At 58.0% G+C, this 26,003-nt stretch carries 26 protein-coding genes and 1 tRNA gene; 17 read left to right on the top strand and 10 right to left on the bottom strand.

Translation table 11 applies throughout. From position 1 onward, the window contains the following. The first annotated feature begins 6 nt into the window (after positions 1-6). A complete protein-coding gene (gene folD, locus QOL67_RS17330; RefSeq protein WP_283427244.1) occupies positions 7-909 on the top strand; it encodes a bifunctional methylenetetrahydrofolate dehydrogenase/methenyltetrahydrofolate cyclohydrolase FolD in 903 nt (300 codons plus the stop codon). A 60-nt stretch (positions 910-969) separates the two neighbouring features. Here folD and gndA read toward each other — a convergent pair whose 3' ends face one another. The 3 genes from gndA to bhcR all read right to left on the bottom strand — a co-directional run bounded on the left by gndA (position 970) and on the right by bhcR (position 3,894). Next, positions 970-2,370, bottom strand: coding sequence for an NADP-dependent phosphogluconate dehydrogenase (gene gndA, locus QOL67_RS17325; RefSeq protein ID WP_283427243.1), 1,401 nt, complete (start codon positions 2,368-2,370; stop codon positions 970-972). A gap of 94 nt (positions 2,371-2,464) precedes the next feature. Further along, positions 2,465-3,004, bottom strand: a complete 540-nt coding sequence (locus QOL67_RS17320) for a gluconokinase (RefSeq protein ID WP_283427242.1) — start codon at positions 3,002-3,004, stop codon at positions 2,465-2,467. Between the two features lie 47 nt (positions 3,005-3,051). Continuing rightward, on the bottom strand, positions 3,052-3,894 hold the full coding sequence (gene bhcR / locus QOL67_RS17315) for an HTH-type transcriptional regulator BhcR (RefSeq protein WP_283427241.1): 843 nt from the start codon (positions 3,892-3,894) through the stop codon (positions 3,052-3,054). Positions 3,895-4,063: 169 nt separating this feature from the next. Here bhcR and bhcA point away from each other — a divergent pair, with 169 nt between their 5' ends. The 7 genes from bhcA (at position 4,064) to guaD (ending at position 12,075) form a co-directional block, all read left to right on the top strand. Then, on the top strand, positions 4,064-5,254 hold the full coding sequence (bhcA, locus tag QOL67_RS17310) for an L-aspartate--glyoxylate aminotransferase BhcA (protein ID WP_283427240.1): 1,191 nt from the start codon (positions 4,064-4,066) through the stop codon (positions 5,252-5,254). Further along, on the top strand, positions 5,254-6,225 hold the full coding sequence (gene bhcB, locus QOL67_RS17305) for a beta-hydroxyaspartate dehydratase BhcB (protein WP_283427239.1): 972 nt from the start codon (positions 5,254-5,256) through the stop codon (positions 6,223-6,225). The genes bhcA and bhcB overlap by 1 nt, the downstream gene beginning before the upstream one ends. 37 nt (positions 6,226-6,262) lie before the next feature. Then, positions 6,263-7,426, top strand: a complete 1,164-nt coding sequence (gene bhcC, locus QOL67_RS17300; RefSeq protein ID WP_283427238.1) for a 3-hydroxy-D-aspartate aldolase BhcC — start codon at positions 6,263-6,265, stop codon at positions 7,424-7,426. 109 nt (positions 7,427-7,535) lie between these two features. After that, a complete protein-coding gene (bhcD, locus tag QOL67_RS17295; protein ID WP_283427237.1) occupies positions 7,536-8,501 on the top strand; it encodes an iminosuccinate reductase BhcD in 966 nt (321 codons plus the stop codon). A 210-nt stretch (positions 8,502-8,711) separates the two neighbouring features. After that, entirely contained in the window at positions 8,712-8,981 is a 270-nt protein-coding gene (locus tag QOL67_RS17290) for a hypothetical protein (protein ID WP_283427236.1), read from the top strand. Between the two features lie 68 nt (positions 8,982-9,049). Next, a complete protein-coding gene (locus QOL67_RS17285) occupies positions 9,050-10,630 on the top strand; it encodes a xanthine/uracil/vitamin C permease (RefSeq protein ID WP_283427235.1) in 1,581 nt (526 codons plus the stop codon). A gap of 86 nt (positions 10,631-10,716) precedes the next feature. Further along, positions 10,717-12,075, top strand: coding sequence for a guanine deaminase (guaD, locus tag QOL67_RS17280; protein ID WP_283427234.1), 1,359 nt, complete (start codon positions 10,717-10,719; stop codon positions 12,073-12,075). A gap of 33 nt (positions 12,076-12,108) precedes the next feature. Here guaD and QOL67_RS17275 read toward each other — a convergent pair whose 3' ends face one another. Continuing rightward, on the bottom strand, positions 12,109-12,867 hold the full coding sequence (locus QOL67_RS17275) for a sulfite exporter TauE/SafE family protein (protein ID WP_283427233.1): 759 nt from the start codon (positions 12,865-12,867) through the stop codon (positions 12,109-12,111). Positions 12,868-13,046: 179 nt separating this feature from the next. Here QOL67_RS17275 and uraH point away from each other — a divergent pair, with 179 nt between their 5' ends. Further along, positions 13,047-13,400 (top strand): hydroxyisourate hydrolase, encoded by a 354-nt coding sequence (uraH, locus tag QOL67_RS17270; protein ID WP_283427232.1) that lies wholly within the window; start codon positions 13,047-13,049, stop codon positions 13,398-13,400. 191 nt (positions 13,401-13,591) lie between these two features. Next, entirely contained in the window at positions 13,592-14,827 is a 1,236-nt protein-coding gene (locus tag QOL67_RS17265; protein ID WP_283427231.1) for a urate hydroxylase PuuD, read from the top strand. Between the two features lie 58 nt (positions 14,828-14,885). Here QOL67_RS17265 and QOL67_RS17260 read toward each other — a convergent pair whose 3' ends face one another. The 3 genes from QOL67_RS17260 to QOL67_RS17250 all read right to left on the bottom strand — a co-directional run bounded on the left by QOL67_RS17260 (position 14,886) and on the right by QOL67_RS17250 (position 16,584). Continuing rightward, positions 14,886-15,200: a hypothetical protein gene (locus QOL67_RS17260; protein ID WP_283427230.1), complete on the bottom strand. Its 315-nt coding sequence runs from the start codon at positions 15,198-15,200 to the stop codon at positions 14,886-14,888. A gap of 444 nt (positions 15,201-15,644) precedes the next feature. Beyond that, a tRNA-Arg gene (locus tag QOL67_RS17255) sits at positions 15,645-15,721 on the bottom strand. A gap of 101 nt (positions 15,722-15,822) precedes the next feature. Then, positions 15,823-16,584: a DeoR/GlpR family DNA-binding transcription regulator gene (locus tag QOL67_RS17250; protein WP_283427229.1), complete on the bottom strand. Its 762-nt coding sequence runs from the start codon at positions 16,582-16,584 to the stop codon at positions 15,823-15,825. Positions 16,585-16,711: 127 nt separating this feature from the next. Between QOL67_RS17250 and glpD the strand changes: the two genes are divergently transcribed. After that, positions 16,712-18,313, top strand: coding sequence for a glycerol-3-phosphate dehydrogenase (gene glpD, locus QOL67_RS17245; protein WP_283427228.1), 1,602 nt, complete (start codon positions 16,712-16,714; stop codon positions 18,311-18,313). Positions 18,314-18,493: 180 nt separating this feature from the next. Then, positions 18,494-20,710: an NADP-dependent isocitrate dehydrogenase gene (locus tag QOL67_RS17240; RefSeq protein ID WP_283427227.1), complete on the top strand. Its 2,217-nt coding sequence runs from the start codon at positions 18,494-18,496 to the stop codon at positions 20,708-20,710. 95 nt (positions 20,711-20,805) lie between these two features. On the opposite strand, the gene QOL67_RS22090 is transcribed toward QOL67_RS17240, so the two are convergent. Both QOL67_RS22090 and QOL67_RS17235 read right to left on the bottom strand, forming a co-directional pair. Next, the gene (locus QOL67_RS22090) at positions 20,806-21,114 is read right to left on the bottom strand and encodes a PilZ domain-containing protein (RefSeq protein WP_430458964.1); all 309 of its coding nucleotides are present in this window, start codon (positions 21,112-21,114) and stop codon (positions 20,806-20,808) included. After that, the gene (locus tag QOL67_RS17235; RefSeq protein ID WP_283427226.1) at positions 21,111-21,539 is read right to left on the bottom strand and encodes a hypothetical protein; all 429 of its coding nucleotides are present in this window, start codon (positions 21,537-21,539) and stop codon (positions 21,111-21,113) included. The genes QOL67_RS22090 and QOL67_RS17235 overlap by 4 nt, the downstream gene beginning before the upstream one ends. Positions 21,540-22,279: 740 nt before the next feature. Between QOL67_RS17235 and QOL67_RS17230 the strand changes: the two genes are divergently transcribed. Continuing rightward, the gene (locus QOL67_RS17230; RefSeq protein ID WP_283427225.1) at positions 22,280-22,420 is read left to right on the top strand and encodes a hypothetical protein; all 141 of its coding nucleotides are present in this window, start codon (positions 22,280-22,282) and stop codon (positions 22,418-22,420) included. 137 nt (positions 22,421-22,557) lie between these two features. Next, positions 22,558-22,695 (top strand): hypothetical protein, encoded by a 138-nt coding sequence (locus QOL67_RS17225; protein ID WP_283427224.1) that lies wholly within the window; start codon positions 22,558-22,560, stop codon positions 22,693-22,695. 40 nt (positions 22,696-22,735) lie between these two features. On the opposite strand, the gene QOL67_RS17220 is transcribed toward QOL67_RS17225, so the two are convergent. Beyond that, positions 22,736-23,200 carry an Lrp/AsnC family transcriptional regulator gene (locus tag QOL67_RS17220; protein WP_283427223.1) on the bottom strand — a complete coding sequence of 155 codons (465 nt, stop codon included), beginning with the start codon at positions 23,198-23,200 and terminating at the stop codon, positions 22,736-22,738. A gap of 186 nt (positions 23,201-23,386) precedes the next feature. On the opposite strand from QOL67_RS17220, the gene QOL67_RS17215 reads away from it, so the two are divergent. The 3 genes from QOL67_RS17215 to QOL67_RS17205 are packed head-to-tail and all read left to right on the top strand — an operon-like array spanning position 23,387 to position 26,002. Beyond that, positions 23,387-23,803 carry an acyl-CoA thioesterase gene (locus QOL67_RS17215; protein ID WP_283427222.1) on the top strand — a complete coding sequence of 139 codons (417 nt, stop codon included), beginning with the start codon at positions 23,387-23,389 and terminating at the stop codon, positions 23,801-23,803. Then, on the top strand, positions 23,800-24,852 hold the full coding sequence (locus QOL67_RS17210) for a pyridoxal-phosphate dependent enzyme (RefSeq protein ID WP_283427221.1): 1,053 nt from the start codon (positions 23,800-23,802) through the stop codon (positions 24,850-24,852). The genes QOL67_RS17215 and QOL67_RS17210 overlap by 4 nt, the downstream gene beginning before the upstream one ends. Next, positions 24,845-26,002: a M24 family metallopeptidase gene (locus QOL67_RS17205; protein WP_283427220.1), complete on the top strand. Its 1,158-nt coding sequence runs from the start codon at positions 24,845-24,847 to the stop codon at positions 26,000-26,002. The genes QOL67_RS17210 and QOL67_RS17205 overlap by 8 nt, the downstream gene beginning before the upstream one ends. Position 26,003 lies beyond the last annotated feature (1 nt).

The raw sequence follows: 26,003 nt of genomic DNA, 5'->3' as shown, positions 1-26,003 counted from the left end.
AGTGGGATGACGGCTCAAATCATTGACGGCAAAGCCTTTGCGGCGACAGTCCGTGAGAAAGTGGCGGGCCATGTGGCACGCCTGAAAGAAGAAAACGGCATCACACCCGGTCTGGCCGTGGTGTTGGTTGGCGAAGATCCTGCCTCGCAGGTCTATGTGCGCTCCAAAGGCAAGCAGACCGTCGAAGTGGGTATGAACTCTTATGAGCATAAGCTCGATGTCGACACACCTGAGGCTAACCTGTTGGCACTAATCGACAAGCTCAACAACGATCCTGCGGTGCATGGCATTTTGGTGCAATTGCCATTGCCGGGCCACCTCAACGAAGATCTGGTGATCAACTCGATTGATCCAGCCAAAGATGTGGACGGGTTTCACATCTCCAACGTTGGTCTGCTTGGCACTGGTCAGAAATCCATGGTGCCCTGCACCCCGCTTGGCTGTCTTATGATGCTGCGCGACCACCATGGCTCGCTGTCTGGCTTGGATGCGGTTGTGATTGGCCGCTCCAACATCGTGGGCAAACCTATGGCGCAGCTGTTGCTCGGCGAAAGCTGCACCGTGACCATCGCACACAGCCGCACCAAAGACTTGCCGGAGGTGGTGAAACGCGCCGACATCGTGGTTGCCGCAGTAGGTCGTCCTGAAATGGTGCCAGGTGACTGGATCAAAGAAGCTGCCACCGTGATTGACGTGGGTATCAACCGCATCGACGCGCCGGAAAAAGGCGAAGGCAAAACCCGTCTGGTGGGCGACGTGCATTTTGAAAGTGCCGCTGCTGTGGCTGGTGCAATTACGCCAGTACCGGGTGGGGTTGGTCCAATGACCATTGCCTGCTTGTTGGCCAACACCGTGACGGCCTGTTGCCGTGCCAATGGTCTGGCAGAGCCCGAAGGCCTAACGGCTTAAGGTGTTTTCTGAGATGAGTTGGAAAGGGTCGCTTTGGCGGCCCTTTTTATTTGAGTGGGATCAGTCAGCCCACGGCCCATGATGGCCGCTGCCCCCATCCAGTCTCGCGAACCCATGGCGGCCAAAGAAATCGCGCTGCCCCTGGATCAAATCCGCCGTGCCGCGCGCTTGTGTCATGCCATCAAACCACGCCAGCGCTGCGGTCATCACCGGCACCGGATGCCCGGCGGCAATGGCCGCACCCACCACAGCACGCAAAGCCGGTACGGTATCTTGAAGCGTCGTGACCATTTCTGGTGCGAAGGCCAACAGACCCGCAGGCGGATGATTGCGGAAGGCCGCCGCAATATCACTCAGCAATTCCGACCGAATAATACACCCCGCCCGCCAAATTTCGGCGCAACGTGCCAGGTCCAGGTCCCACTCAAATTCCTCAGACGCGGTTGCCAGAAGGTCAAACCCTTGGCTGTGCCCGATGATCCGCGACGCCAGAGCCGCCTGTTCCAACTGGGTTGATGTCAGCTCAACCGGTCCACGCACTGGCGCAAAAATCTCTTCCCCAATGGCGCGCGTCTCACGTCCAGCGGACCAGACCCGCGCGCCCACCGCAGCCTCCACAGTATTGGCAGCCACTCCCAGTTTCTGCGCCTCAATGGCGGTCCAGCGACCCGTGCCTTTCTGCCCAGCTGTGTCGACAATCACATCCACCAGTGGCTTGTTGGTCTGCGGATCAGCGGTTTGCAAAACCTCGGCGGAAATCTCCACCAAATAGCTCCTCATCGCCCCATCGTTCCAAGCGGCAAACTGAGTGCCAATCTCGGCAGGCGTCATAGCCAAGCCGTGGCGCATCAAGCCATAGCTCTCCGCCAAAAGCTGCATGTCAGCATATTCAATGCCATTGTGCACCGTCTTTACAAAATGCCCGGCCCCATCTGGTCCAACATGATCCACACAGGGCGCCCCTTCGAATTTGGCCGAAATCGCCTCCAACATCGGTCGCATCGCGTCCCAGACAGAGGCCGTGCCGCCCACCATCATCGACGGTCCCGTGCGCGCACCAAATTCGCCGCCGGACACGCCCATGCCCATATAGGCCAGACCGCTGGCCTCCAGATCAGCCGCGCGGCGGCGGGTGTCCTGGAAATTCGAATTGCCTGCATCAATCAGCACGTCGCCCGGCTGCATGTGGGGGCGTGCCTCTGCAATTGCATCATCCACGGCTTGTCCGGCCGGGATCAGGAAAATGATCGCACGCGGCGTAAGCATGTCCCGCATCATGTCGGCCAGGTTGTCATGGCCGGTGACTGCGCCGTCAAAGGTAGGCGCGTCAGCTACAAAGCTGTCCATATCGGCTTTGCGATAGGACGCCACATGCAGATCAACGCCGTTTTCAGCGATGTTATGCGCCAGGGCGGTGCCCATGGTGCCAAGTCCATAGAGGCCAAAGTTTGCAAGCGTCATCGGTGTGTTCCTTGTCTTCAAGGGGTAACTGCGTTGGCCGTGCCGCTCAAATCGCGGTGCGCTCTTTCGTGTGTCATGCGGTATCAGGGGGATGTCAATGCGCCTGCGTGGTCTCTTTGACAAGGCCATCATACGCCATAGCCACAGTGCTTTCAGGCGGCAGGCTGGCGTCAACGGTCACACAAGCCTCATCCGGGGCAGGTGGTTCCAGTGTAGACAGCTGACTGTCCAGAAGGCTTGGCGGCATAAAGTGGTCCGTTCTGGCGGTGATACGGGCGCGGATCATGTCGGGATCCGCTTCGAGATAGATGATGATCGCTTCAGGATTTTTAGCCCGCAAAATATCCCGGTAACTGCATTTGAGTGCGGAACAGGCGACCACCACAGGTGTGTCCGGCTGCGATGTGCGGGCCTGCCGCATCGCCACCGCCAGCCGCTCCAGCCAAGGCTGTCGCATCGCGTCCGTCAGCGGCGTTCCCGCAGCCATGGCTGCGACGTTTTCCGGCGGATGAAACTCATCCGCCTCGATATAGCGTCCGCCGATCCGAGTGGACAAAGCCTGAGCCACCGTGGTTTTGCCCACGCCGCTAACCCCCATCACAATGAGTGCCTGGCCGTTTGTATCCTTGGTCATGTCGCACCTCCATCGTTTTCACACATAGCCGGTAGCGCAAACATTTTTCAAGACGCAGCAATCTCTCCACCAATCGCAAGGGTCAACTCTTTTGCGGCAGAGACCACCGCACGGGCGAGTTTCTCGGTTTCTTCCGGGCTGACGCGACTGGTTGGACCAGACACGGAAATGCCCGCCACGGCCTCGCCGTTGAAATCAAACACCGGCGCCGCGATACAGCGCATGCCCATGTTGCGCTCTTCGTCATCCACGGAATAGCCACGCTCCCGAATAACCAGCAAGTCTTCGAGCAATGCATCCACATCGGTGATAGTGCGCTCGGTGAATTCCGTGAGCTGTTCCGAGGCCAAAAGCCGATTGCGCCGCCCAGCTTCCATGTGCGCCAACAAAGCTTTGCCAATGCCCGACGCATGCATTTGGGAAAGTGTGCCGGGCGGGAAAAACGCGCGGATGCTGGCGTGGGTTTCCACCTGACTGAGGAAAAGTACCTGTCCTTCGCGCTCTACGCCGAGGTTGGCAGTCTCGCCAGTGAGTTCCATCAGCTTGCGCATCACCGGCCGCGCCCGATCCACCAGACTGGTGCGTCGCAGGAACCGCGCGCCGATGATGAACGCCCGCGGTCCAATGTGCCAAAGCTGTTCGCGGCCCTCAAATTCGACCAACCCGCGCGTCTCCAGTGTCACCAGAATACGATAGACCGTGGCTGGAGATTGCCCCATCTCATCGGCAATCTGCGAGAGTGTCTTTCCCTGTTCCTCGCTGAGAAACTCAAACACCTCCATCGCGCGATCCAGCGATTTGATGGTGTTTTGCGCGGTCTTGTCATGCCAGTCGCGCGGGCGGCCACGGGCCTTGGGACCATCGTTTTTGTCATTCCTTTGAGAAACCATAAACTGACCCTTCGTTTTTGGTGAAAAGCGTATTCACAATATGAAAAAAACAAGCATCTGACAACATTGAATAATTTATGAAATTCGGTTTCTGAAATCATTTTTCAAAAAAATTTTCAACCAGTTGCATGGCCGCTATGGTCACCCTAACGCTTGAAGGAGACCTGCCATGAGCTTTCAGAACCCCGTCTTTATTCCCGGTCCAACCAACATTCCGGAGAGTCTGCGCAAGGCGTGTGACATGCCGACCATCGACCACCGCTCGCCGCTGTTTGGTCAGATACTGCACCCGGCCCGCGAGGGTGTGCGCAAAGTGCTCAAAAGCGAAAGCGCGGAGATTTTCATCTTCCCGTCCACTGGCACTGGCGGCTGGGAAACCGCACTGACCAACACGCTGTCCGCAGGCGACAAAATCCTCGCCGCGCGCAACGGCATGTTCAGCCACCGCTGGATCGACATGTGCCAACGCCACAATCTCGACGTGCAGGTTGTGGAAACCCCGTGGGGCGAAGGCCTGCCAGCGGACCGCTATGAGGAAATCCTCACCGCCGACACCAACCATGAAATCAAAGCCGTATTGGCCACTCACAACGAGACGGCGACTGGCGTGAAATCCGACATCGCCGCCGTGCGCCGCGCCTTGGACGCTGCGGGCCACCCGGCGCTGTTGTTTGTGGATGGCGTGTCCTCGATTGCCTCGATGGACTTCCGAATGGACGAGTGGGGCGTGGATGTTGCCGTGACCGGCTCGCAAAAGGGCTTCATGCTGACCGCTGGTCTCGCCATTGTGGGTTTCAGCGCCAAAGCCATGGCCGCGACCGAGACCGCCAAACTGCCGCGCACCTTCTTTGACGTGCACGACATGGCCAAAGGCTACGCCGCCAACGCTTACCCTTACACACCAGCTGTGGGTCTGCTGAACGGTCTGAACGAAGCTTGCACCATGCTGCTCAACGAAGGGCTGGAGAACGTCTTTGCCCGTCACACCCGCATTGCCGAAGGCGTACGCGCTGCCGTGGGAGCGTGGGGGCTGGAACTCTGCGCCGCCAACCCGTCGGTTTATTCGGACACAGTAAGCGCGATCAAAACACCGGAGGGCTTCAACGCCACTGATATTGTGACCCATGCGGCGGAGAAATACGGCGTCGCCTTTGGCGTGGGCCTTGGCGAAGTGGCTGGCAAAGTCTTCCGCATCGGCCACCTTGGCAGCCTGACTGACGTGATGGCACTCTCCGGCATTGCCACCGCAGAAATGTGCATGGTTGACCTTGGTCTGGATATCAAACTGGGCAGCGGCGTCGCTGCTGCGCAGGATTACTATCGCGGTAACACAGCCACAGCTCAAAAAGACGCGGCCTAATGTTGGACAGTGACATGTATATCCCAACCTATGACGACATGTTGGAGGCGCACACGCGCATTTTGCCCCACATCCGCCGCACGCCGGTGCGTGTGTCGGACTACTTGAATGAGCTGACCGGCGCGGAATTGTTCTTCAAATGTGAGAACTTTCAGGAGCCGGGCGCTTTCAAAGTGCGCGGCGCGGCCAATGCGGTGTTTGGTCTGGATGACGAGCAAGCCAAACGTGGTGTTGCCACCCATTCCTCCGGCAACCACGCGTCATGTTTGAGCTACGCGGCCATGAAACGCGGCATTCCGTGCAACGTGGTCATGCCGCGCACCGCGCCACAGGCAAAAAAGGACACCGTGCGTCGCTATGGTGGCAAGATCACTGAATGTGAGCCGTCCACCACCTCGCGCGAGGCGACCTTTGCCGAGGTGCAGGCCGCAACCGGCGGCGATTTTGTGCACCCTTACAACGACCATCGCGTGATTGCAGGGCAGGGGACCTGTTCCAAGGAGTTCATTGAGCAGACCGACGGTCTGGACATGGTGGTCGCGCCCATTGGTGGCGGCGGCATGATTTCCGGCACCTGCCTGACGCTCTCCACCCTGGCGCCAGAAACGCAGGTGATCGCCGCAGAACCGGAGCAGGCGGATGACGCTTACCGCAGCTTCAAAGCCGGACACATCATTGCCGATGACGCGCCCAAAACAATTGCTGACGGGCTTCTGGTGCCGCTGAAAGAACGCACCTGGCACTTTGTCTCCAACCACGTGAGCGAGATGTACACGGCCTCCGAGCAGGAAATCATCGACGCGATGAAACTCACTTGGAAGCACCTGCGTGTCGTGATGGAGCCGTCTTCTGCTGTTCCGTTGGCCACGGTTTTAAAGAACCCCGATGCCTTCAAGGGAAAACGCGTCGGGCTGATCATCACTGGCGGCAACGTCGATCTGGACAAGCTGCCTTGGCTGGCAACCGCCTGAAACAAACACAATACGATTTCCGACAGAGGATAAGGACATGAAAGACATGACCAATCTCGACACCTATGAAGTGGGCTATGACATTCCGGCCAAGCCGGGCATGGACGCCGCAGACATCCAAACCCCTGCACTTGTGCTGGATCTTGATGCGCTGGAGCGCAACATCAAGAAGATGGGCGACTACGCCAAAGCCCATGGCATGCGCCACCGCGTGCACGGCAAGATGCACAAATCCGTGGATGTGGCCAAGCTACAGGAAAGCCTCGGGGGCGCCGTGGGCGTCTGCTGTCAGAAAGTGTCTGAAGCCGAAGTCTTTGCTCGTGGTGGCATCAAGGATGTTTTGGTTTCCAACCAAGTCCGTGATCCCGCTAAAATCGACCGCCTGGCCCGCCTGCCGAAACTGGGCAGCCGCACAATTGTCTGCGTTGATGATGTGGCCAATGTGGCGGATCTGTCGGCAGCGGCAGTGCTGCACGGCACTGAGCTGGAAGTTTTTGTCGAAATCGATTGTGGCGCGGGCCGCTGTGGTGTGACCACGACTGAGGCCGTTGTAGAGATCGCCAAAGCGGTTGAAGCGGCGGACAACCTCAAGTTCACCGGCATTCAGGCCTATCAAGGCGCGATGCAGCACATGGACAGCTATGAAGACCGCAAGGCCAAACTCGACGTGGCGATTGCGCAGGTGCAGGACGCTGTAGACGGATTGAAAGCCGAAGGCATCGCTTGCGAATTGGTCTCCGGCGGCGGCACCGGCTCTTACTATTTTGAGAGCAACTCCGGTGTGTACAACGAACTGCAATGTGGCTCCTACGCCTTCATGGACGCAGACTACGGCCGCATCCTGGACAAGGACGGCAACCGCATCGACCAAGGCGAGTGGGAAAACGCCTTCTTCATCCTGACAAGCGTCATGAGCCACGCCAAAGCGGACAAAGCCATCGTGGATGCAGGGCTGAAAGCACAGTCTGTGGACAGCGGCCTCCCGGTGATCTTTGGCCGGGATGATGTGGAATACATCAAATGTTCTGACGAGCACGGCGTGGTCATGGACCCAACCGGCGCTCTGAAGGTCAACGACAAGCTCAAGTTGGTGCCAGGCCACTGTGATCCAACCGCAAATGTGCACGACTGGTACGTTGGCGTGCGCGACGGCAAAGTTGAAACGGTTTGGCCTGTGTCCGCCCGCGGCCGCGCCTACTGACCTGACCAAAAACCACTCCCGGCGCATGGGGCGCCGGATCGGTGCCCGCGTGTCTGCTTTCCCTCCGGCATGGACTCGCGGGCACTCAAATTTCTGATGAGAGACCACCATGCTGATTGTACCTGAACGCGAAATTGCTGACCTTATGACCCGCGAAGCGGCGTTTGACGCGGTTGAAAAAGTGTTTGCTGCCATGGCCGCGCGCGATGCCTATAACTTCCCGGTGGTGCGCGAAGCCATCGGCCATGAGGATGCGCTTTATGGTTTCAAAGGCGGCTTTGATCAGGCAGGTCTGACGCTCGGCCTGAAGGCCGGCGGTTACTGGCCCAACAACTTGGAAAAACGCGACCTGATCAACCATCAGTCCACCGTGTTCCTGTTTGACCCAGACACCGGCAAGGCCAAAGCCATGGTGGGCGGCAACCTGTTGACCGCGCTGCGCACCGCCGCCGCGTCTTCGGTGTCGATCAAACATTTGGCGCGGGATGACGCCAAAGTCATCGGCATGATTGGCGCGGGGCACCAAGCCACCTTCCAACTGCGCGCCGCTCTGGAGCAGCGCCAGTTTGAGAAAGTCATCGGCTGGAACTACCACCCCGAGATGCTGCCCAACATCGAGAAGGTTGCCACCGAAGCAGGCCTGCCCTTCGAAGCGGTGAAGCTGGACGGCATGAAAGAGGCTGACGTGATCATCTCCATCACCTCTGCTTTTGCACCGTCTCTGATGGCAGATCATGTGGCACCGGGCACGCACATCGCTTGCATGGGCACCGACACCAAAGGCAAACAAGAAGTTGAAAGCGCGCTTCTGGCCAAAGCGTCTGTCTTCACCGACGAGGTGGCGCAGTCAATTTCCATTGGTGAAGCGCAACACGCCGTGGCCGAAGGGCTGATCAAAGAGAGTGACGTGGGTGAAATAGGCGCGGTGATAAACGGCACCAATCCGGGGCGCACATCTGCAGACCAGATCACCCTGTTTGACGGCACAGGTGTTGGCTTACAGGACTTGGCCGTTGCCGCAGCTGTTGTCGATCTGGCGGTCGAAAAAGGCATCGCCATCGAGGTTGATTTTTAAACACTTCCTCTAACAGTTTGAAATCACGTGCCTCCGTTGCCAAATTGGCTGCGGAGGCTTCTTTTTGCGCTTTCAATGCAAAAGCCTTACGCAACGTCTTATTCAAGATTTCATTGAAAGTATCTCCCGATTTGCGCCGTTTTTCCTTGTAGTCGCAGACGCTAAAACCAAAGCACACGCGCGCGATACTTGCGCGGTAGGGGAGACCAAATGGCGCATTACTTGGACATGACGGCACAGAAAGACGGCGCTGTCGCGCGGTCCGCAGCCCATCTGTTCGCGTCCCCTGCACGCACCCAATACCGCGACGGCCTGTCTGTCGCGCCCTTAATCTGCCCTTCTTGGGCAGGCGGTAGCCGCAAAATGCGGCCTGCTGTGGTCGCCACGCATCGCGTGGTTGAAGTGGCCCCGGCGCTGACCTCTGAACCTGCCGCAACTCCCCAACTTCGGGGCATTGGACCGCATATCGCAGTCCAGTGAGTTCACGCCAGGAGATGCCACCTTGAGGAGAGGGCGGCATCCCTTCGGTTAGCAAATGGAGGTCCCACATGAGGGATGGTAGCTATACCTACAAGCTGTTTGATCGCAGCGACTTTAGTGCCTTTTGGGCGCTGTTCACCGACAATCTGATCAACCTGATGGTGCTGGCTGGCGTCTGTCAGTTTGTGTTTCAGATGCCTGCCGAGATTGTCTATGGCCGCATCGTGCCGGGCGCCGCCGTGGCCATTCTTGCCGGGATCGCCGTCTATGTTGGCCTGGCCAAACGTGCCGCTGCCCAACATGGCCGCGACGTGACCGCGCTGCCCTACGGCATCTCGACCCCGGTGATGTTTGTCTATCTGTTTGGCGTGATTGGCCCGATCTACTGGTCCACCAATGACCCAATGCTGGCCTGGCAGGTCGGTATCGGCGCTGGTTTCATGGGCGGCATCGTCGCGGCGCTGGGCGCGGTGATTGGCCCATGGCTGAAACGTGTGACCCCACGCGCAGGGATGCTTGGCACGCTCTGCGGCATCGCGCTGGTGTTCATCGGCACCGTCCCTCTGGCGACCGTATTTGAAAACCCGTTCATCGGCTTTGCTTCGATGATCATCATCCTCTGGGGCCTGGTTGGCCGCTTCCGCCTGCCATTCAACATCCCCGCCGGTCTGCTGGCACTGATCGTCGGTACCGTGGTGGCCTTCGGCATTGGCGAAGCCAAGCTCAGCCTGGATGGCGTTGGTTTCTACCCACCGCTGCCTTACTTCGGTGACCTGATCGCGGGCATCCAATATCTGTTTGCCAACCCCGAGCTGTTCCTGGTGCTGGTGCCGGTGCAGATCTACAACTTCATCGAAACCATGAACAACGTGGAAAGCGCCGAAGCAGCGGGCGACCATTACCCTGTGGCCACCTGTCAGATCACCGATGGCGTGGGTACCATGGTTGGCGCGGTCTTTGGCTCACCTTTCCCAACCACCGCTTATATCGGCCACCCGGCGTATAAGCGCATGGGCGCACATGCGGGCTACATCATTGGGGTTGGCGCGGTGATCCCGCTGGCGGCTTTCTTTGGTTTGCTGGCCTTCCTCAACAACCTGATCCCAACCGCAGCCGCGGCTCCGGTGCTGGTGTTTGTCGCGCTCAGCTTGATCACCAACACCGCGCATTCGGTGAAGACAGATCACATGGCGGCGGTGACCATCGCAATGATGCCACATGTGTCGTCCTTCCTGATGGTGAAATGGGGTTCGCTGATGGGTGCGCTGGGCGCCGTGGGTGTGGCAGGTCTGCCAAACCTCGGCGACGACGCCCTGACCGCCGCGCTGTTGCAGCAAGGCGCGCATTTCGAAGGCCATCTGGCCCTCTCGCAAGGAGCCATCCTGACCGGTCTGATCTGGGGTGCCATTGTGGCCAGTGTCATTGATGGCCGCTTCCGCAACGCCGGTGGTTTTGCCCTCGCAGCTGCCGTGATGTCTGCCTTTGGTATCATCCATGGTGCCAGCCTGCAGTGGCCTGCACTTAACGGTGTGACCTCCGGCTACCTGATCGCGGCCGCCTTCCTCTACATCTACCCGCTGTTTCACAAAGAGGATGACCTCGTGAACGAAAACGCGGTGGTGGACGAGGCCCCGGCACCCGCTGAATAACGTCCACTTCCCCGGACGCCCTTGTGCGGGCCAGCCATGTCCTTCGGCGGCCTGCACCTTTTTATTCCTCCACATTGGACCCGACCATGTCACACACAGAGACCCAAACGCTCCTGCGGGGCCGCCTTCTGGATTTCCACGCCGCCCCTGCGGATGAGATGGACACCGACGCCTATACCTACATCAAGGATGGCGCGATCCTGATCGAGGCTGGCAAAATCAAAGCCACCGGCGTGTACCAAGACATTGCTGCGCAGGCCCCCAAGGCCGCGGTCAAAGACCACCGTCCCAATTTGCTGCTGCCCGGTTTCATCGACACCCATGTGCATTTCCCGCAGGTGCAGGTGATTGCCTCCTGGGGCGAGCAGCTTCTCGATTGGCTGAACAACTACACCTTCCCCGAAGAGACCCGCTTTGAAGATCCCAAGCACAGCACCGCAATGGCGGGGCATTTCTATGACTTGCTGACCAGCCACGGCACCACCACGGCTGTTTCCTACTGCTCGGTACATACGGCGTCTGTGGACGCTTATTTTGCCGAAGCTGAGAAGCGCAACATGTGCATGATTGGCGGCAAGGTCATGATGGACCGCAATGCGCCGGATACGCTGCGCGACACGCCGCAGTCGAGCTACGACGACAGCAAAAAGATGATTGCCAAATGGCATGGTAAGGGCCGTGCGCAGTATGCGATCACGCCGCGTTTTGCGATCACCTCAACGCCAGAGCAGATGCAGATGGCGCAGGCTTTGGTGGCGGAGCACCCCGAGTGTTTTGTGCAGACCCACCTGAGCGAAAACCACGACGAGATCGCCTTCACCAAAGAGCTCTACCCGGATGCGCCGGACTATCTTGGTGTGTATGAAGGGTACGGTCTGCTGACGCCCAAAACCTTGCTGGGCCACTCCATTCACCTGACCCCGCGCGAGATTGATGTGCTGGCCGAAACCCAGGCCAAGCCGGTGTTCTGCCCAACCTCCAACCTCTTCCTCGGCAGCGGCCTATTTGACGACGGCGGGTTGCGCGCCCGTGGCATTCAGAACGCGATTGCCACCGACATCGGGGCAGGGACCAGTTACTCGATGCTGCAAACCCTCAATGAGGGGTACAAAATCTTGCAACTGCAGAAGCAGAAACTGCACCCGCTGCGCGCCTTTGACTGGATCACCCGTGGTAACGCCGAAGTGCTGGGCCTGTCTGACAAGATTGGTACTCTGGCAGTGGGATCAGACGCGGATGTGGTGGTGCTGGATTCCCACGCGACCCACGCCATGGACCTGCGCATGCAGCGGGCTGGAAGCTTGTCGGAAGAGCTGTTTATCCTGCAAACCCTGGGCGATGACCGCGCTGTGTCAGAGACTTATGTCGCAGGCGTGGCACAGAAAAACGGCGCAGCGACAATTGTAAACGCGCCTGCCGTAGCACCGGTTCTCAAATCAGCCTGATCAACTGAATCCTGTCAGCTGGCCTCAAGTGGGTCAGCTGACAAACAACCGCGCCAGAAACACTGCGCTCATGCCGTAGCCGATCACCACCACAATCCAGCGCACCACTGAAGCCGGAATGGCCTTGGCCACAAAGGCCCCGCTGTAGCCACCCAACACCGCAAACACCATCATCAGCACCGCCATCGGCCAGACCACCAGACCTGCAATGGCAAAGGTCACCACCGAAATGGCGGACAGCGCAAACGACAGCCCGTTTTTCACCCCGTTCATCAGGTGAATGTCGCGCCAGCCCCACATGGCAAACAGCGCGAGCAGCACAATGCCCAAGCCGCCGTTGAAATACCCGCCATAAACGCTGACCAGAAATAGCCCCACAGCGCCTTCCGGCTTGAACCATTTGGCCTTTTCCTGCGCCCAGGCCTGTAGCTTGGCCCCAAGCAAAAACGCCGTGGTGGCAAACATCAACAGAAACGGCACCACATAGGAAAACACCTCGTTGGACGACACCAGCAACAACAGCGACCCCGCCAATCCGCCGGCCAAAGTGATCACTGTCAGGCGGATCATTTGCGCGCGTGACAGGGTTTTGAGTTCTGACAAAAAACCAATCGCCCCGCCCAGATAACCGGGGAATACCGCCACCGCGCTGGTGGCATTGGCCGCCACCGGTGGCACCCCGGCCCAGACCAGCGCAGGGAATGTCAAAAATGTCCCGCCCCCCGCAATCGTATTCACAACGCCAGCGCCAAATCCGGCCAAAGCCAGCACAAAAATTTCCAAAACAGTCATCGGGGTCTTTCTCTTGTATTTGGTCTGGCGGTCCGCGCACCGTAGCGCGCATTGCTGGATATGCCAGATAATCGCGTCTGTTTTTCAAGAAAAAGCGGAAAGTGCATCGCCTCAGACAGGCTTTGCCTCCAAGGCCCCAACCGGACTAAAACCAATACAAACAATCAGGAGACACATCCATGACCGGCTATCTGACCACCCATGTTCTGGACACCGCCCGTGGCTGCCCTGCTGAGGGCCTGAAAATTGATCTCTATCGGATCGACGGCGAAACCCGCACCAAACTCAAATCCTTGGTCACCAACGATGATGGCCGCACCGACGAGCAAATCCTGCCCGCTGCAGAATTCGCCATCGGTGAATATGAGCTGATCTTCCATGCCGGTGCCTATCTAGACGCCTGCGGCACGCCACCTGAAGAGCCACGTTTCCTCGACATCGTGCCGATCCGCTTTGGCATGTCGGAGGCCTCGCACTACCACGTGCCTCTGCTGCTCTCCCCGTTTGGGTATTCCACCTATCGCGGCAGCTAAGGCTTTTGACTGATTACTTTTATTGAGAGGCGCGTACCGGTTTCGGACGCGCCTTTTTCTGTGCGCTACCAAGTCCCAAAGCCGGTTTTCATTATTCTGAAATTTTTGATACTGCTTGGCATTTAGAGGGAATTCCGAAAAAAGACCCTGTCGCGTAGACTGGTTAAAATTCGAATCTAGGGGAGACCGCCATGTACGATATGGCTATTTTGTGGGACTGGATTGCGTTCTCGGTGCGCTGGCTTCACGTTATCACCGCCATGGCGTGGGTTGGTGCATCGTTTTATTTCATCGCACTCGATCTGATGCTGAAACCCGCCAAACACCTGCCGGAGGGCGCTTTTGGTGAGGAATGGGAAGTACACGGTGGCGGCTTTTATCACACTGTGAAATTCATGGTGGCACCTGCGGAAATGCCCGAGCATCTCACCTGGCATAAATGGCAGAGCTACACCACGTGGCTCTCCGGTGCCGCCCTTCTGATGATTGTCTACTGGGTGGGCGGCGAACTTTTCCTGCTGGACCCAACCAAAGCGGACCTAACCCTTTTCCAAGGCATCCTGATCTCCGGCGGCTCTCTGACCATTGGCTGGCTGGCCTATGATTTCATGTGCAAATCCAAGCTCAGCGAGCAGCCAACCCTGCTGATGCTGCTGCTGTTTGTCATCCTTGTTGTGATGTCCTGGGGCTACAATCAGATCTTCACAGGCCGCGCCGCGTTGCTGCATCTTGGGGCATTCACCGCCACCATCATGACCGCGAATGTGTTTTTCCAGATCATGCCAAACCAGCGCATTGTTGTGGACGATCTGAAAAACGGCCGCACACCGGATGCCAAATACGGCAAAATCGCCAAGGTGCGTTCGACCCACAACAACTACCTGACGTTGCCTGTGGTCTTCCTGATGCTGTCCAGCCATTACCCGCTGGCCTTTGCCACCGAGTATGCTTGGATCATCGCCAGCCTGATCTTCCTGACCGGCGTCACCATCCGTCATTACTTCAACACCATGCACAAAACCGGCAAAGGTCCATTGTGGACCTGGCTGATCACCGCGCTGCTGATGCTGACCATCGCGTGGCTCTCGACCGCCTCCGGTGGGGAGACCTATGAGCAATCAGAAGCCCGCGAGCTGACCACATACGAGCAGAAGTTTGCCTCTGCTGAGGGCTTTGAAGACGCCTACTATGCGGTCACCGGCAACTGCTCCATGTGCCACGCTCGTGAGCCTTCCTGGGAGGGTTTGCACTGGGCGCCCAAAGGCGTGGTTCTGGAAACCGAAGCGGATGTGGCACGCCATGCTGAGCAGATTTACCTGCAAGCGGGCCGCACCCACGCCATGCCGCCGCCCAACGCCATTGAGATGGATCAGGAAAGCCGCAACCTGATCGTGGCTTGGATCAAAGAAGTCCGCCAGGGCGGCTAAAACAAAATCTCCAGCGAAGTCGAGGGCGCACAGGCTGCGCCCTTTTTGTGCCTTGCCTTTAGGACCGCGCAACAGGCTTGGCCCGTGATGGAAATGCGATCACCTGACCATAGTCAGCCTGCCGCAAAACCACCCCTACCATAACATACTCCACAGTTTCTCTTTCGCCGCACACCGGCAGGTAGAGTTCCGACGTGCTGCGATAGGACTTGAGGGGGCCGGTATAGGGCAGGGTGATTTGTAGCGGAAAGGGCTGTGTCGCGGCCTGCACAAAAGCCCCCCACATTTTGGATCCGGGGCCTTTGCCAATGTGATCGGAGAGCCATGTTCCGGTAAAGGCTTTGCTCAGCGTCTTGTTGAGTTTGCTGCGCACGTACAGTCCTTTGAAGTCTATGGGCTCCCCGCCCTTGGATCGCAAAATCTCATAAATTGACAGAATACTGGGCGGCGCTTGCAGGAAGGGAAGCCCAATGTTCTTGAGTTGTGGTAGCGGTGCGCCTGATGCCGCGGATCGCCATGAAAAGTACAGTTGCTTCAGCTCTGGCTCGAGCCTCGCGACCGAGAAGTTATGGGTATTCATTACTCGTTATCTCTGCTGACCGGTCCTTTTTTGTTGCATGTCCCCTGTGCCGTCCAAAACGTTGGGCCTGCGCGCTCTACCCCTGCAACTGTACTTCTGCATATCACAAAACTGTCGGGTTGGCAGCGTATGCGCGGTAAAGGTGGGTGAAGTTTGCGTGAATAGTCTTAGGGTTGCCATGTTTTGGCGTGATCTGCGGGCGATCCGGCAATCCGGCGACCAAGAAGGCTTATGCCATGGCGACCCCTGAAGGACTCGAACCCTCAACCTGCTGATTAGAAGTCAGCTGCTCTATCCAGTTGAGCTAAGGGGCCATTGCCAAGTGGCCAACAGGTGTTCCTGCGTTGCCACCTTTCTTATAGCCGCTGGGACTTGTCAACGGCACAGCGGGCAAAAACGCAAAACGGCGCGGGCTTCAACTGGTTGCCAGCAGAACCTCTGTGCCTTTGTTTGTGCAAACCTCAATCAACTCGTCTGGGATTTCATCGGTGAACAGGCGGCTGACATCTGCAAAATCAATAATTCGCGCCGGGGCGTTGCGTTGAAATTTGGAGTGATCTGCCAAAAGCCAGGACTCACGCGCCCCAGCCAAAGCTGCGTGCGACACCGAAATTTCGTCGATGTCAAAATCATAAGCCACGCCGGTGGCGGACACTGCTGAGCAGCCAAGGATGGCATAGTCGAAAGCAAAATCACGAACCATGCTGGCAGCGACCGGCCCCACCAAGCCGCCGTCTTCGGCGCGCGGTCGTCCACCGGTCAAAAGCACGTTGCAGCGAGCATTGCCCGACAAAATCCGCGCCACGTTGAGGTTGTTGGTCACCACGAGCAACCCGTCATGCCCCAATAGCGCGCTGGCCAAGGCTTCCGTACTGGTGCCGATGTTGATGAACAGCGCGGATCCATTGGGGATTTCAGTCGCGCAACGGGCTGCCATGGCAGATTTTGCATCCGCATTCACACGCCCCCGCTCCTCATACGCGATGTTGCGTACGCCGGACGGCAGAACCGCGCCGCCATGTACCCGCTCCAACCGGCCAGCATTGGCCATTTCATTGAGGTCCCGGCGAATGGTCTGCACCGTCACATCAAAATGTGCGGCCAGCCCTTCCACGGTGACTTTACCCTCACTGCGGGCGATATCGAGGATCTCTCTCTCGCGAAAACTGCTCAACATGTTCGTTACTTTTCGTTTGCGTTCCGTCTTCAGTGGCAGGCGTTATGCAAATTTTCAATGAAATTCCACGCGATCACACGGAATTTCCTTGACGACATGCGCGTTTTGGGTTCGTAAGGGTGCGAAAATGTTCGAAGGTGTTCTTATGGAAGCGCAAACCGAAAATCCGGTGGATCTTTTTGTTATTGGCGGCGGCATCAATGGCTGTGGCATCGCGCGTGATGCGGCAGGGCGGGGGCTCTCTGTGGAGCTGGCCGAAATGAGTGATTTGGCCTCTGCAACCTCGTCAGCTTCAACCAAACTGTTCCATGGCGGCCTGCGCTACCTTGAATATTTCGAAGTTCGCCTCGTGCGCGAAGCTCTGATTGAACGCGAAACCCTGTTGCGCGCGATGCCGCACATCAGCTGGCCGATGCGCTTTGTGCTGCCGATGCACAAGGACATGCGCTTTGAAAATGATACACCCACATCCAAGCTGCTGAATGTGGTCATGCCTTGGATGAAAGGCCGCCGGCCAAGCTGGCTGATCCGCATGGGTCTGTTTATGTATGACCATCTTGGCGGGCGCAAAATCTTACCTGGCACCCGCAGCGTGGACCTTCAAATCGACGATGCTGGTGCACCGTTGCAGGAGAAGTTTGTCAAAGCTTTTGAATATTCCGACTGCTGGGTCGAAGACAGCCGTCTTGTGGTGCTCAACGCCCGCGATGCCGAAGCGCGAGGTGCCACCATTCGCACCCGCACCAAGGTGATCTCGGCCCAGCGCGGCGATAACCTCTGGCACATCGAGATGGAAGACATCGACACCGGCGTGCGCCGCATCACCCGCGCCAAGGCTCTGGTGAATGCAGGGGGGCCTTGGGTCGCTGACGTTATTCGTGGTGTGATTCAGCAGGATACTACCGCCGGTGTGCGCCTTGTGCGCGGCAGCCATATTGTGACCAAACGCCTGTTTGATCACGACCGCTGCTATTTCTTCCAGGGCACCGATGGCCGCATTATTTTTGCCATTCCGTATCAGGAAGACTTCACCCTCATCGGCACCACCGACCAGGAGCACACTCACGCCGATGTGGCCCCAACCTGTACTGATGAGGAAGCGCAGTATCTGTGTGATTTTGCCTCTAACTATTTTAAAAAGCCGGTTGTGATGGACGATATCGTCTGGCGCTACTCAGGTGTGCGCCCGCTCTATGACGACGGCGCATCCTCAGCCCAGGCCGCCACGCGCGACTATGTGCTGAAGCTGGATGATGCAGGCGCACCGGTGCTCAACATCTTTGGCGGAAAAATCACCACCTACCGCAAACTGGCTGAGGCGGCGATGGAGAAGCTCACGCCGTTCTTCCCGCAGGCGACAGCCCCTTGGACGGCCGGTGTGGCAATGCCCGGCGGTGACTTCGAAGTGCATCAGGTGGGCGATAAGATTGCAGAGCTACAACGCGATTACCCTTTCCTGACCGATGCCTGGGCCAAACGCCTGATCCGCGCCTATGGCACCGAAGCACCGGAGATGCTCGGGGCCGCAAAATCTGCCGCTGATCTGGGCGCAGACTTTGGCGCCACGCTCACCGCCGCAGAGGTCGATTGGCTCATGGCTAAGGAATACGCCCGCGCCGCCGACGACGTGGCCTGGCGCCGTTCCAAGCTGGGTCTGCGCCTCAATGAGCAGCAAATTGCCGCCATCGACAGCTACATGGCTGCAGCGCGGCAAAAAGCCTCTGCCTAAGCGGCAACCGAGAATTGATCTTTGCGCCCCATCGGCCTATACGAAGCCCGCACGCTGCTGTTGTGCGGGCTTTTGAGTCTGCATGAGGGCGGAGGAGAACCACACGGATTTTGTCAGGTCATCCCGACCTGATCCCGCAAGTCACAGAACACCCCTGACGCAAAAAAGGTAGTGAGAAACATGGCTGATAAAAAATCGCCCGACATATTGTATACCATTGTAGACGAAGCGCCTGAGCTGGCCTCCGCCTCCTTCCTGCCGATCATTCGCAAGTTTGTGTCCGCCGCTGGTATCACCGTTGGAACGCCGGACATTTCCCTTGCCGGTCGCATCATTGCCACCTTCCCGGAGAACCTGTCCGCAGATCAGCGTCAGTCCGACGAGCTGGCCGCGCTGGGCGAACTGGTGAAAACACCGGACGCCAACGTCATCAAGCTGCCAAACATCTCTGCCTCTGTGCCTCAGTTGGTCGCGGCCATCGAAGAGCTGCAAAGCCAGGGCTACAACATCCCGTCTTACCCTGAAGACCCACAGACCGACGAAGATAAGGCGATCCGCGCGCGTTTTGATGGCATCAAAGGTTCCGCTGTGAACCCGGTTCTGCGCGAAGGCAACTCTGACCGCCGCGCCGCCCGTGCCGTGAAAAACTACGCTCAGAACAACCCACACTCTATGGGCACCTGGGAAAGCTCTTCCAAAACCAAAGTCAGCTCCATGCCGGGCAACGACTTTTACGCCAACGAAAAATCCGCGACCATCTCTGAGGCGCAAGCCGGTGACGCGAAGATCGAATTTGTTGGCAAAGACGGCGCCGTGACCGTGCTGAAAGACAGCTACCCGCTGGCCGCTGGCACCATCGCAGACGCCACCTTCATGTCCGCCGCGGCACTGGGCGCCTTCCTCGCAGACGCGATCGAAGACACCAAAGCCGACGGCACCATGTTCTCGCTGCACATGAAAGCCACCATGATGAAGGTCTCCGACCCAATCATCTTTGGCCACGCGGTAAAAGCCTGGCTTGGCCCAGTATGGGACGCCCACGGCGACGCCATCGCAGCCGCTGGTGGTTCCCCGAACTCCGGTCTGGGTGCGGTTCTGGCCGCCATCGACACGCTGGGTAACGCGGATGCCATCAAAGCAGAGATCGCCGCGCTGTCCCGTCCGTCCATGTATATGGTCGACAGCGACAAAGGCATCACCAACCTGCACGTGCCCTCCGATGTTATCATCGACGCCTCCATGCCAGCTGTGATCCGCGCAGGCGGCAAAGGCTGGGACGAAGCTGGCAACAAGGGTGACACCAACTGTGTGATCCCGGATCGCTGCTATGCCACGATCTATGACGAGAGCATCAACTTCTTCAAAGCCAACGGCGCGCTCGACGTAACCACCGCAGGCTCCGTCGCCAACGTCGGCCTGATGGCGCAGAAAGCCGAAGAGTACGGCTCGCACCCAACCACGTTTGAAGCCCCAGCGGCGGGCTCCATCCGCATCGTTCTGGAAAACGGCGACGTGCTGCACTCCCACGACGTGGAAACTGGCGACATCTGGCGCTCCTGCACCGTGAAGCAGGCGCCAATCGAGAACTGGATCGAACTGGCACTGGACCGTCAGCGCCTGACCGGCTCTGAGGCGATCTTCTGGCTGGACGCAAACCGCGCCCACGATGCCGAGCTGATCAAATACGTGACCCCTGCGCTGGAAGCGGCTGGCAAAGCTGACCTGTTCCAGATCATGGCGCCTCGTGAGGCCACCGCGCAGTCCCTGAAAACCATCACTGCCGGCAACGACAGCATCGCCATCACCGGCAACGTGCTGCGTGACTACCTGACTGACCTCTTCCCGATCCTCGAGCTGGGCACCTCTGCCAAAATGCTCTCCATCGTGAAGCTGATGAAAGGTGGCGGGTTGTTTGAAACCGGCGCTGGTGGTTCCGCACCAAAGCACGTGCAGCAGTTGGTCGAAGAAAACCACCTGCGCTGGGACTCCATGGGGGAATTCTGTGCCCTTGGGGAAAGTCTGAACTTCCTCGCGGACGTCAAAGGCAACGCCAAAGCCGGTGTTCTCGGTGTCGCAGCCGAAGCTGCCACCCAAGGCATTCTGGACGACAACCGCAGCCCATCGCGCAAAGTGGGTCAGCCAGACAACCGCGACAGCCACTACTGGTTCGCTCGCTACTGGGCCGAAGCCCTGGCAGCCCAATCTGACGACGCCGATCTCGCAGCTGAGTTCGCAGGTGTTGCCAAAGCTCTGGCCGACGGCGAAGAGGCCATCCTGGCCGAGCTCGCAGCGGCCCAAGGCCCAGCGGCTGATATTGGCGGCTACTTCCGCCCATCGGTGGAGCTGAAAGCCAAAGTGATGCGTCCATCTACAACGTTGAACGCGATCATCGGCTAAGGCTGAGTGAGATCCTTTGAAACAAGGAAGCCGCCCTGAGAGGGGCGGCTTTTTTGTATTTTCATTGCTTCAATTCGAGGTTTGGCTGCGAAGGATCACTTTCTGAGGAGAGCCTCAAGCTGCGACGTCCTAAGGGGAATGGCAAAATTTAACCCCATTCGGGTGCCGGAACTCCAAACAATTTTTGCTTTTCGAGATACAGGCCCAGGGAGGACTATTCGAATTTCGCTCTGAAAGACCACTCTGTGAACATTGAGGCTGGCTTCGATGCATGCACCATGAGCGCCTATGTCCACAGTCTCGGCGCCCAAGGAATGGTTCTCAAATTGAATTTCGCAAGCCAATTGTTTTTCATGTCGTTTTCCGGATTTACGGTTGTCTAGATGCCGCCGATTTCCAATCAACTCCAAGTTAGGCGTTCCCCTGTAAGGCAGTGCTCCAATGCGTTTGGCGGTAATTGTCCCAGTTGTGAAAACAGGGAAAAGTAGTCAATTGCAGTGTGATGTTCTGTCATTACGCCATCTTCGAACTTGGCCAACAGCATGACGTCGATTTCTACATTGCCTGACTGTGCAGGAGGGCGTGCGGTTAAGAGGAACTTCGCGGCAAACCAGGGGGGATTCTCAATCAAGTTTGTTAGATTGATCCGGCCTGGGCCGGTAATTTTTCTAAACAGGTCTACGAGTTCTGAAAAATCTGATTTGGGAAAATTTTCGGCGCTCGAGAAGCCTGAGACGGAAAAACTCGCTGGGAGTATTCTATCTATTGTGGCCTGGTCTCCCGTGAGCCAACCATCTTCAATCCATTCTTTTAATAGTTCTTTGGACATTGGTACCTCGTCCTTGGCAAGTATCGATTTAAACACACAAGCATATGAAATATAATACAAAAGGCGCGAAATCTGTTGTGTTTGCATTGGTCAAGTGCAAACGCGGAGCGCCGACGCTCTCCTTTCTGTATGAAATGCGCGAAACTTTGATTTTCCGGGTGCGGCTTGCCACTCATGCCAGCCAGTTGCTACGCGATCGCTTTTCGATTGCATTGGTCGGCATACGCACCGTGGAAAAAAGGGCTGGTTAGACTGATCGGTGGCTCCATAAAAACCATCCGTTTTCGACAACGTAGGATTGAATTTGCTTACTCATGTCAAACCTCGCCCACTGAAATCTGCGCTTAAAGATGTATGGTAGATATATCTTTTGCAAGTCGAATTATATCCTTAGGGTTGCTAAAACGTCAACGGTTTCTGCAAGAGGAGAGTTCTAGATGTGTAGCGCGACGAAAACGGCTGCAGCGCACAGCGAAAATTGGCTTTTGATACTTGTGCCTATTTAGATGCGCAGACTGTTGGAGGCGTGAGTTTTCGATTTTTGTCCCACTGAATTGCGACATGCGCGAAGGGATTCTGTCCCCCTCAACCTCCGGTTCTGGGGATCACTTCCCCCCCATTCCCATGTCGCTTCCCACCCAAAACCGGCACGGTTCCCCCGTAACTTGTCTGGTTTGTGAGTTCTGCGCCTTTTTGGGGAGGGCCTGACGTCAAACGGGACCTTGGCACTAGGAACGACTATGGGGCGTTTTCAAAAATTCTGTGAAAAACACGATTTCTGCCGAAACATCATGCTGGCTGCCATGTTTCTTGGTATCGCCTATGGCGTGGCCTCTTTGGTGATTTACACGGTGCCAAACACAATTGATCCCGCACCCTGAAGCCCATTGGAGAGCTTACTTTAGTTTTGAGTGCCAATTGCTTTTGGCACCACATCCCTAATCACTGTCGCGATTTCTGAATGCAGTCTCTGTTGGCGCTACCACCTGTAGCGTGTCATCAACACGCGAGAACAGACATGAAACACATAACCGCCTACTGCCGTCGGCACTCTTGGTGCGGCGATTTGAAAGTTGCAGCCCTCTTCCTTATTCTCTCAGCCATTGTTGCCTTTGTGGTGATACAGGCCTTTCCAACACCTGTGATTGGCCCCTGATACTGACGTCCAGCGCGTGGCTACCGACGTGGCGCAGCGCTCACACCGGCACCTGTAACCCAGCTTTCACCCGATCAATCACCACATTGCTGTGAAACCGGCGAATGTTTGGGTTGTCATTGAACACGTGGCGGCTGAACTCCTCATAGGCGGTCATGTCAGGCGCGGTCACCACCAGAATAAAATCCGCCTGTCCGGTGACGTAGTAGCATTGCTGTACATCATCGAGCTTGAGCATCGAGCGGCGGAATTCATCAAGCAGATCCGTGCGCTCCCGCTCCATCTCAACCTCCACCACAAAGGTCATTGGCCGCCCCACAGCTTTGGCCGAGACCACCGAGATATCCGCCTCCACAATACCCTCATCGCGAAAGCGCTTAAGCCGGCGCTGCACTGCCGAGCGTGACACACCGGCAATCTCACCCAGCTCATCCGCCGTTAGCCGATTGTTCTTCTGCACCGCTGTCAGCAGGCGACGGTCAATGTCATCGAGATTTGCGGCCATTTGCGGGTCTCCCTGAGGAATTGAAGGCAAAAAGCCCACCTGAGGCAGGTTTCGGAACATTCTGCCCACATCTTTGCGCTAGCCTTTGGGTCTGAACCCTCTCCTGTCAACCCCGCGCAGCCCATTGCCTTTCCCCGCAACCCCGCCCACTCTGGCCGTCAAAGAAATCTCAGTCGGACTCATGCCATGCCTTTTAGTTTCGAAAACCACCACAATGTTGTCTTTGGCGACTGTGATCCGGCGGGCATTGTCTACTACCCCAATATCTACCGTTGGATGGACGGCACCTTTCAGCGCTTCTTGCAGCAATATGGCGGTCACGCCGCTGTCTGTGAACAACTCGACGCCGTGGGGTTGGGCCTGATGGAAACCCACGCCAAATACCGCCGCCCGCTCAAAGATGGTGACGCGCTCACCATCCGCATGGAGATCGTCGAGTGGTCCGCCAAATCTTATCGGCTGATCCATCGTGGCTATGTTGGCGATGATCTGGCGTTTGAAGGCTCCGAGGTCCGCGCGTTGTTTGAAAACCGCGACGGCCGCATGCGGGCAGGAGAGGTCTCCCGTTTGAAAACCTTACTCGAAAGCCACTCTGAGCCATGACCGAAACCCTGCAAAACCCCCATCGCGGCACCGGCCTGCCGACCCGCCAATCCGAAACCCTCCCGAGCCGCGACGCCACCGCCGTTGCCAAGCTGCTCGCGCTATGCCCCGCCCACGCAGACACGCCACTGTGTGACATGGCCGACCTCGCCGCCACTTTGGGCGTGCAAAGCTTCCACATCAAAGACGAACGCTCCCGCATGGGGCTTGGCTCCTTCAAAGCCCTCGGTGCCGCCTACGCCATCGCTTATGATGCGGCCCGCACGGAACCGACCGACTGGGCCACAGCCTTGACGGGCCGCACCTATGTCACCGCTTCGGCGGGCAACCACGGCATGTCCGTCGCCGCTGGCGCGCGCATCTTCGGCGCCAAAGCCGTGATCTACCTGTCCCACACCGTCCCGCAAGCCTTTGGCAAACGCTTGGAAGCCCAAGGGGCCACGGTGGCTTGGGCCGGGGATGACTACGAGGCCAGCATGGTCGCCGCGCAAAACGCCGCGCAAGACAACGGCTGGACCTTGCTCTCTGACAGCACATGGAACGGTTATGAAGACAGCGGCTACCGCGTCATGGAGGGCTATTTGCAAATGGCCTCAGAGGCCGCCGCGCAACTCCCAGACACACCAACCCACATTTTCCTGCAAGCTGGCGTTGGAGGCCTCGCCGCAGCCGTCGCGGCCTTTGCACGTGCCACTTGGGGCGACGCGCCACATATCACCGTGGTGGAACCCGAAGCCGCCCCGGCGCTGATTGAGTCGATCCGCGCAGGCCAATTGGTCGACACCACTGGACCTGTGTCCGACATGGGGCGGCTGGATTGCAAAACGGCCTCCATGGTGGCGCTCAACGGGCTTGCGATGGATGCTGACAGCTTTGTCACCATCTCCGAGCAGGAGGCGTATGACACGGTGGAAACCCTCAAGTCCCAAGGCATCGCCAGCACGCCCTCCGGCGTAGCCGGTGTCGCCGCCGCTCTCCTCAAACGCCCTGATCTGCCCGCCGACGCCCGCGTTTTGTGTTTTGTCTCCGAAGGTCCCGAAGATGCCTGACCGTGGCTTCCCATCCGAGGAGTTCCGCACCCGCATCACCCGCCTGCAAGCTGCCATGGCAGAGGCAGGCGAAACCGCGCTGTTGCTGACCTCACAGGCAGACATCTTCTACACCACGGGCTTCCTCACCCGCTTCTGGGAAAGCCCCGCCCGCCCATGGTTTGTCATCATCCCGGTGCAGGGCGACCCGATCGCGGTGATCCCTTCCATCGGCGCGGACCTGATGTCCAAAACCTGGCTGACCGACATCCGCACCTGGGACGCGCCTTTTCCCGGCGACGATGGCCTTAGCCTGCTCTCTCAAACCCTGGCTGACCTCGTGCCGGAGACCGGCACCATCGGCCTGCCCATGGGCCTCGAAACTCACCTGCGCATGCCGCTTGCAGATTACCACCAGCTCACACAAAACCTCGCCCCGCGCCGCTTCGTCGACGCCACCAACACCGTGCAACGCACCCGGGAAATCAAATCCGATGGCGAAGTCGCCAAAATCCGCGCCGCCTGCGCCATTGCAGACCGCGCCTTCTCCCGCATCACTGAATACGCCTCTGAAAACACCACTCACGGTCAAGTCTTCCGGGACTTTCAGCGTATTCTCTTAGAGGAGGGCGCCGATTGGGTCAGCTACACCGCAGGCGGCGCCGGGCAGGGCGGCTACGGCGATGTGATCTCTCCGGCAGGTGATGAACGCCTCACTGCTGGCGACGTCCTCATGCTCGACACTGGCGCGGTGCTGGACGGCTACTTCTGTGACTTTGACCGCAACTTCGCCATCACTCGTGCTGACGACGCCGCCAAACGCGCCTACGATCAGCTCTATCAAGCCACCGATCACGTGCTTGCCACCCTGCGTCCCGGCCACAAAGCCAGTGATGTGCACGCCATGTTTGTGGATAGCCTGACCAAGCAAGGTGCGACGCCCGGCGGCGGCCGTCTTGGCCACGGTCTTGGCGTCACGCTCACCGAATGGCCGAGTTTCACACCATATGACCACACAGAGCTTCGCGCGGGCATGGTGCTCACCCTGGAGCCCGGCGTCGAAATCGCCCCCGGCCTGTTTCAGGTGCACGAAGAAAACATCGTCCTGCGCGACAACGGCCCGGAACTCCTGTCCACCCGCGCCGCAGCGACCCTGCCCATTCTGAGGTAAC

The sequence above is a fragment of the Shimia sagamensis genome (assembly GCF_900182745.1).
Lineage (GTDB): Bacteria > Pseudomonadota > Alphaproteobacteria > Rhodobacterales > Rhodobacteraceae > Shimia > Shimia sagamensis.
The sequence above is the reverse complement of the archived record's forward strand: the minus strand, read 5'-3'. Positions and strand labels throughout refer to the sequence as shown.

Coding starts and splice junctions, on each gene's coding strand:
- QOL67_RS17275 (WP_283427233.1), bottom strand. CDS start 12,867: ATGACTGTTTTGGAAATTTTTGTGCTGGCTTTGGCCGGATTTGGCGCT.
- QOL67_RS17265 (WP_283427231.1), top strand. CDS start 13,592: ATGTACGATATGGCTATTTTGTGGGACTGGATTGCGTTCTCGGTGCGC.
- QOL67_RS17225 (WP_283427224.1), top strand. CDS start 22,558: ATGAAACACATAACCGCCTACTGCCGTCGGCACTCTTGGTGCGGCGAT.
- QOL67_RS17210 (WP_283427221.1), top strand. CDS start 23,800: ATGACCGAAACCCTGCAAAACCCCCATCGCGGCACCGGCCTGCCGACC.
- QOL67_RS17285 (WP_283427235.1), top strand. CDS start 9,050: ATGAGGGATGGTAGCTATACCTACAAGCTGTTTGATCGCAGCGACTTT.
- uraH (WP_283427232.1), top strand. CDS start 13,047: ATGACCGGCTATCTGACCACCCATGTTCTGGACACCGCCCGTGGCTGC.
- bhcB (WP_283427239.1), top strand. CDS start 5,254: ATGTTGGACAGTGACATGTATATCCCAACCTATGACGACATGTTGGAG.
- bhcC (WP_283427238.1), top strand. CDS start 6,263: ATGAAAGACATGACCAATCTCGACACCTATGAAGTGGGCTATGACATT.
- gndA (WP_283427243.1), bottom strand. CDS start 2,370: ATGACGCTTGCAAACTTTGGCCTCTATGGACTTGGCACCATGGGCACC.
- bhcA (WP_283427240.1), top strand. CDS start 4,064: ATGAGCTTTCAGAACCCCGTCTTTATTCCCGGTCCAACCAACATTCCG.
- QOL67_RS17230 (WP_283427225.1), top strand. CDS start 22,280: ATGGGGCGTTTTCAAAAATTCTGTGAAAAACACGATTTCTGCCGAAAC.
- folD (WP_283427244.1), top strand. CDS start 7: ATGACGGCTCAAATCATTGACGGCAAAGCCTTTGCGGCGACAGTCCGT.
- QOL67_RS17235 (WP_283427226.1), bottom strand. CDS start 21,539: ATGTCCAAAGAACTATTAAAAGAATGGATTGAAGATGGTTGGCTCACG.
- QOL67_RS17320 (WP_283427242.1), bottom strand. CDS start 3,004: ATGACCAAGGATACAAACGGCCAGGCACTCATTGTGATGGGGGTTAGC.
- QOL67_RS17215 (WP_283427222.1), top strand. CDS start 23,387: ATGCCTTTTAGTTTCGAAAACCACCACAATGTTGTCTTTGGCGACTGT.
- QOL67_RS17205 (WP_283427220.1), top strand. CDS start 24,845: ATGCCTGACCGTGGCTTCCCATCCGAGGAGTTCCGCACCCGCATCACC.
- QOL67_RS17240 (WP_283427227.1), top strand. CDS start 18,494: ATGGCTGATAAAAAATCGCCCGACATATTGTATACCATTGTAGACGAA.
- QOL67_RS17220 (WP_283427223.1), bottom strand. CDS start 23,200: ATGGCCGCAAATCTCGATGACATTGACCGTCGCCTGCTGACAGCGGTG.
- QOL67_RS17250 (WP_283427229.1), bottom strand. CDS start 16,584: ATGTTGAGCAGTTTTCGCGAGAGAGAGATCCTCGATATCGCCCGCAGT.
- guaD (WP_283427234.1), top strand. CDS start 10,717: ATGTCACACACAGAGACCCAAACGCTCCTGCGGGGCCGCCTTCTGGAT.
- QOL67_RS17290 (WP_283427236.1), top strand. CDS start 8,712: ATGGCGCATTACTTGGACATGACGGCACAGAAAGACGGCGCTGTCGCG.
- glpD (WP_283427228.1), top strand. CDS start 16,712: ATGTTCGAAGGTGTTCTTATGGAAGCGCAAACCGAAAATCCGGTGGAT.
- bhcR (WP_283427241.1), bottom strand. CDS start 3,894: ATGGTTTCTCAAAGGAATGACAAAAACGATGGTCCCAAGGCCCGTGGC.
- bhcD (WP_283427237.1), top strand. CDS start 7,536: ATGCTGATTGTACCTGAACGCGAAATTGCTGACCTTATGACCCGCGAA.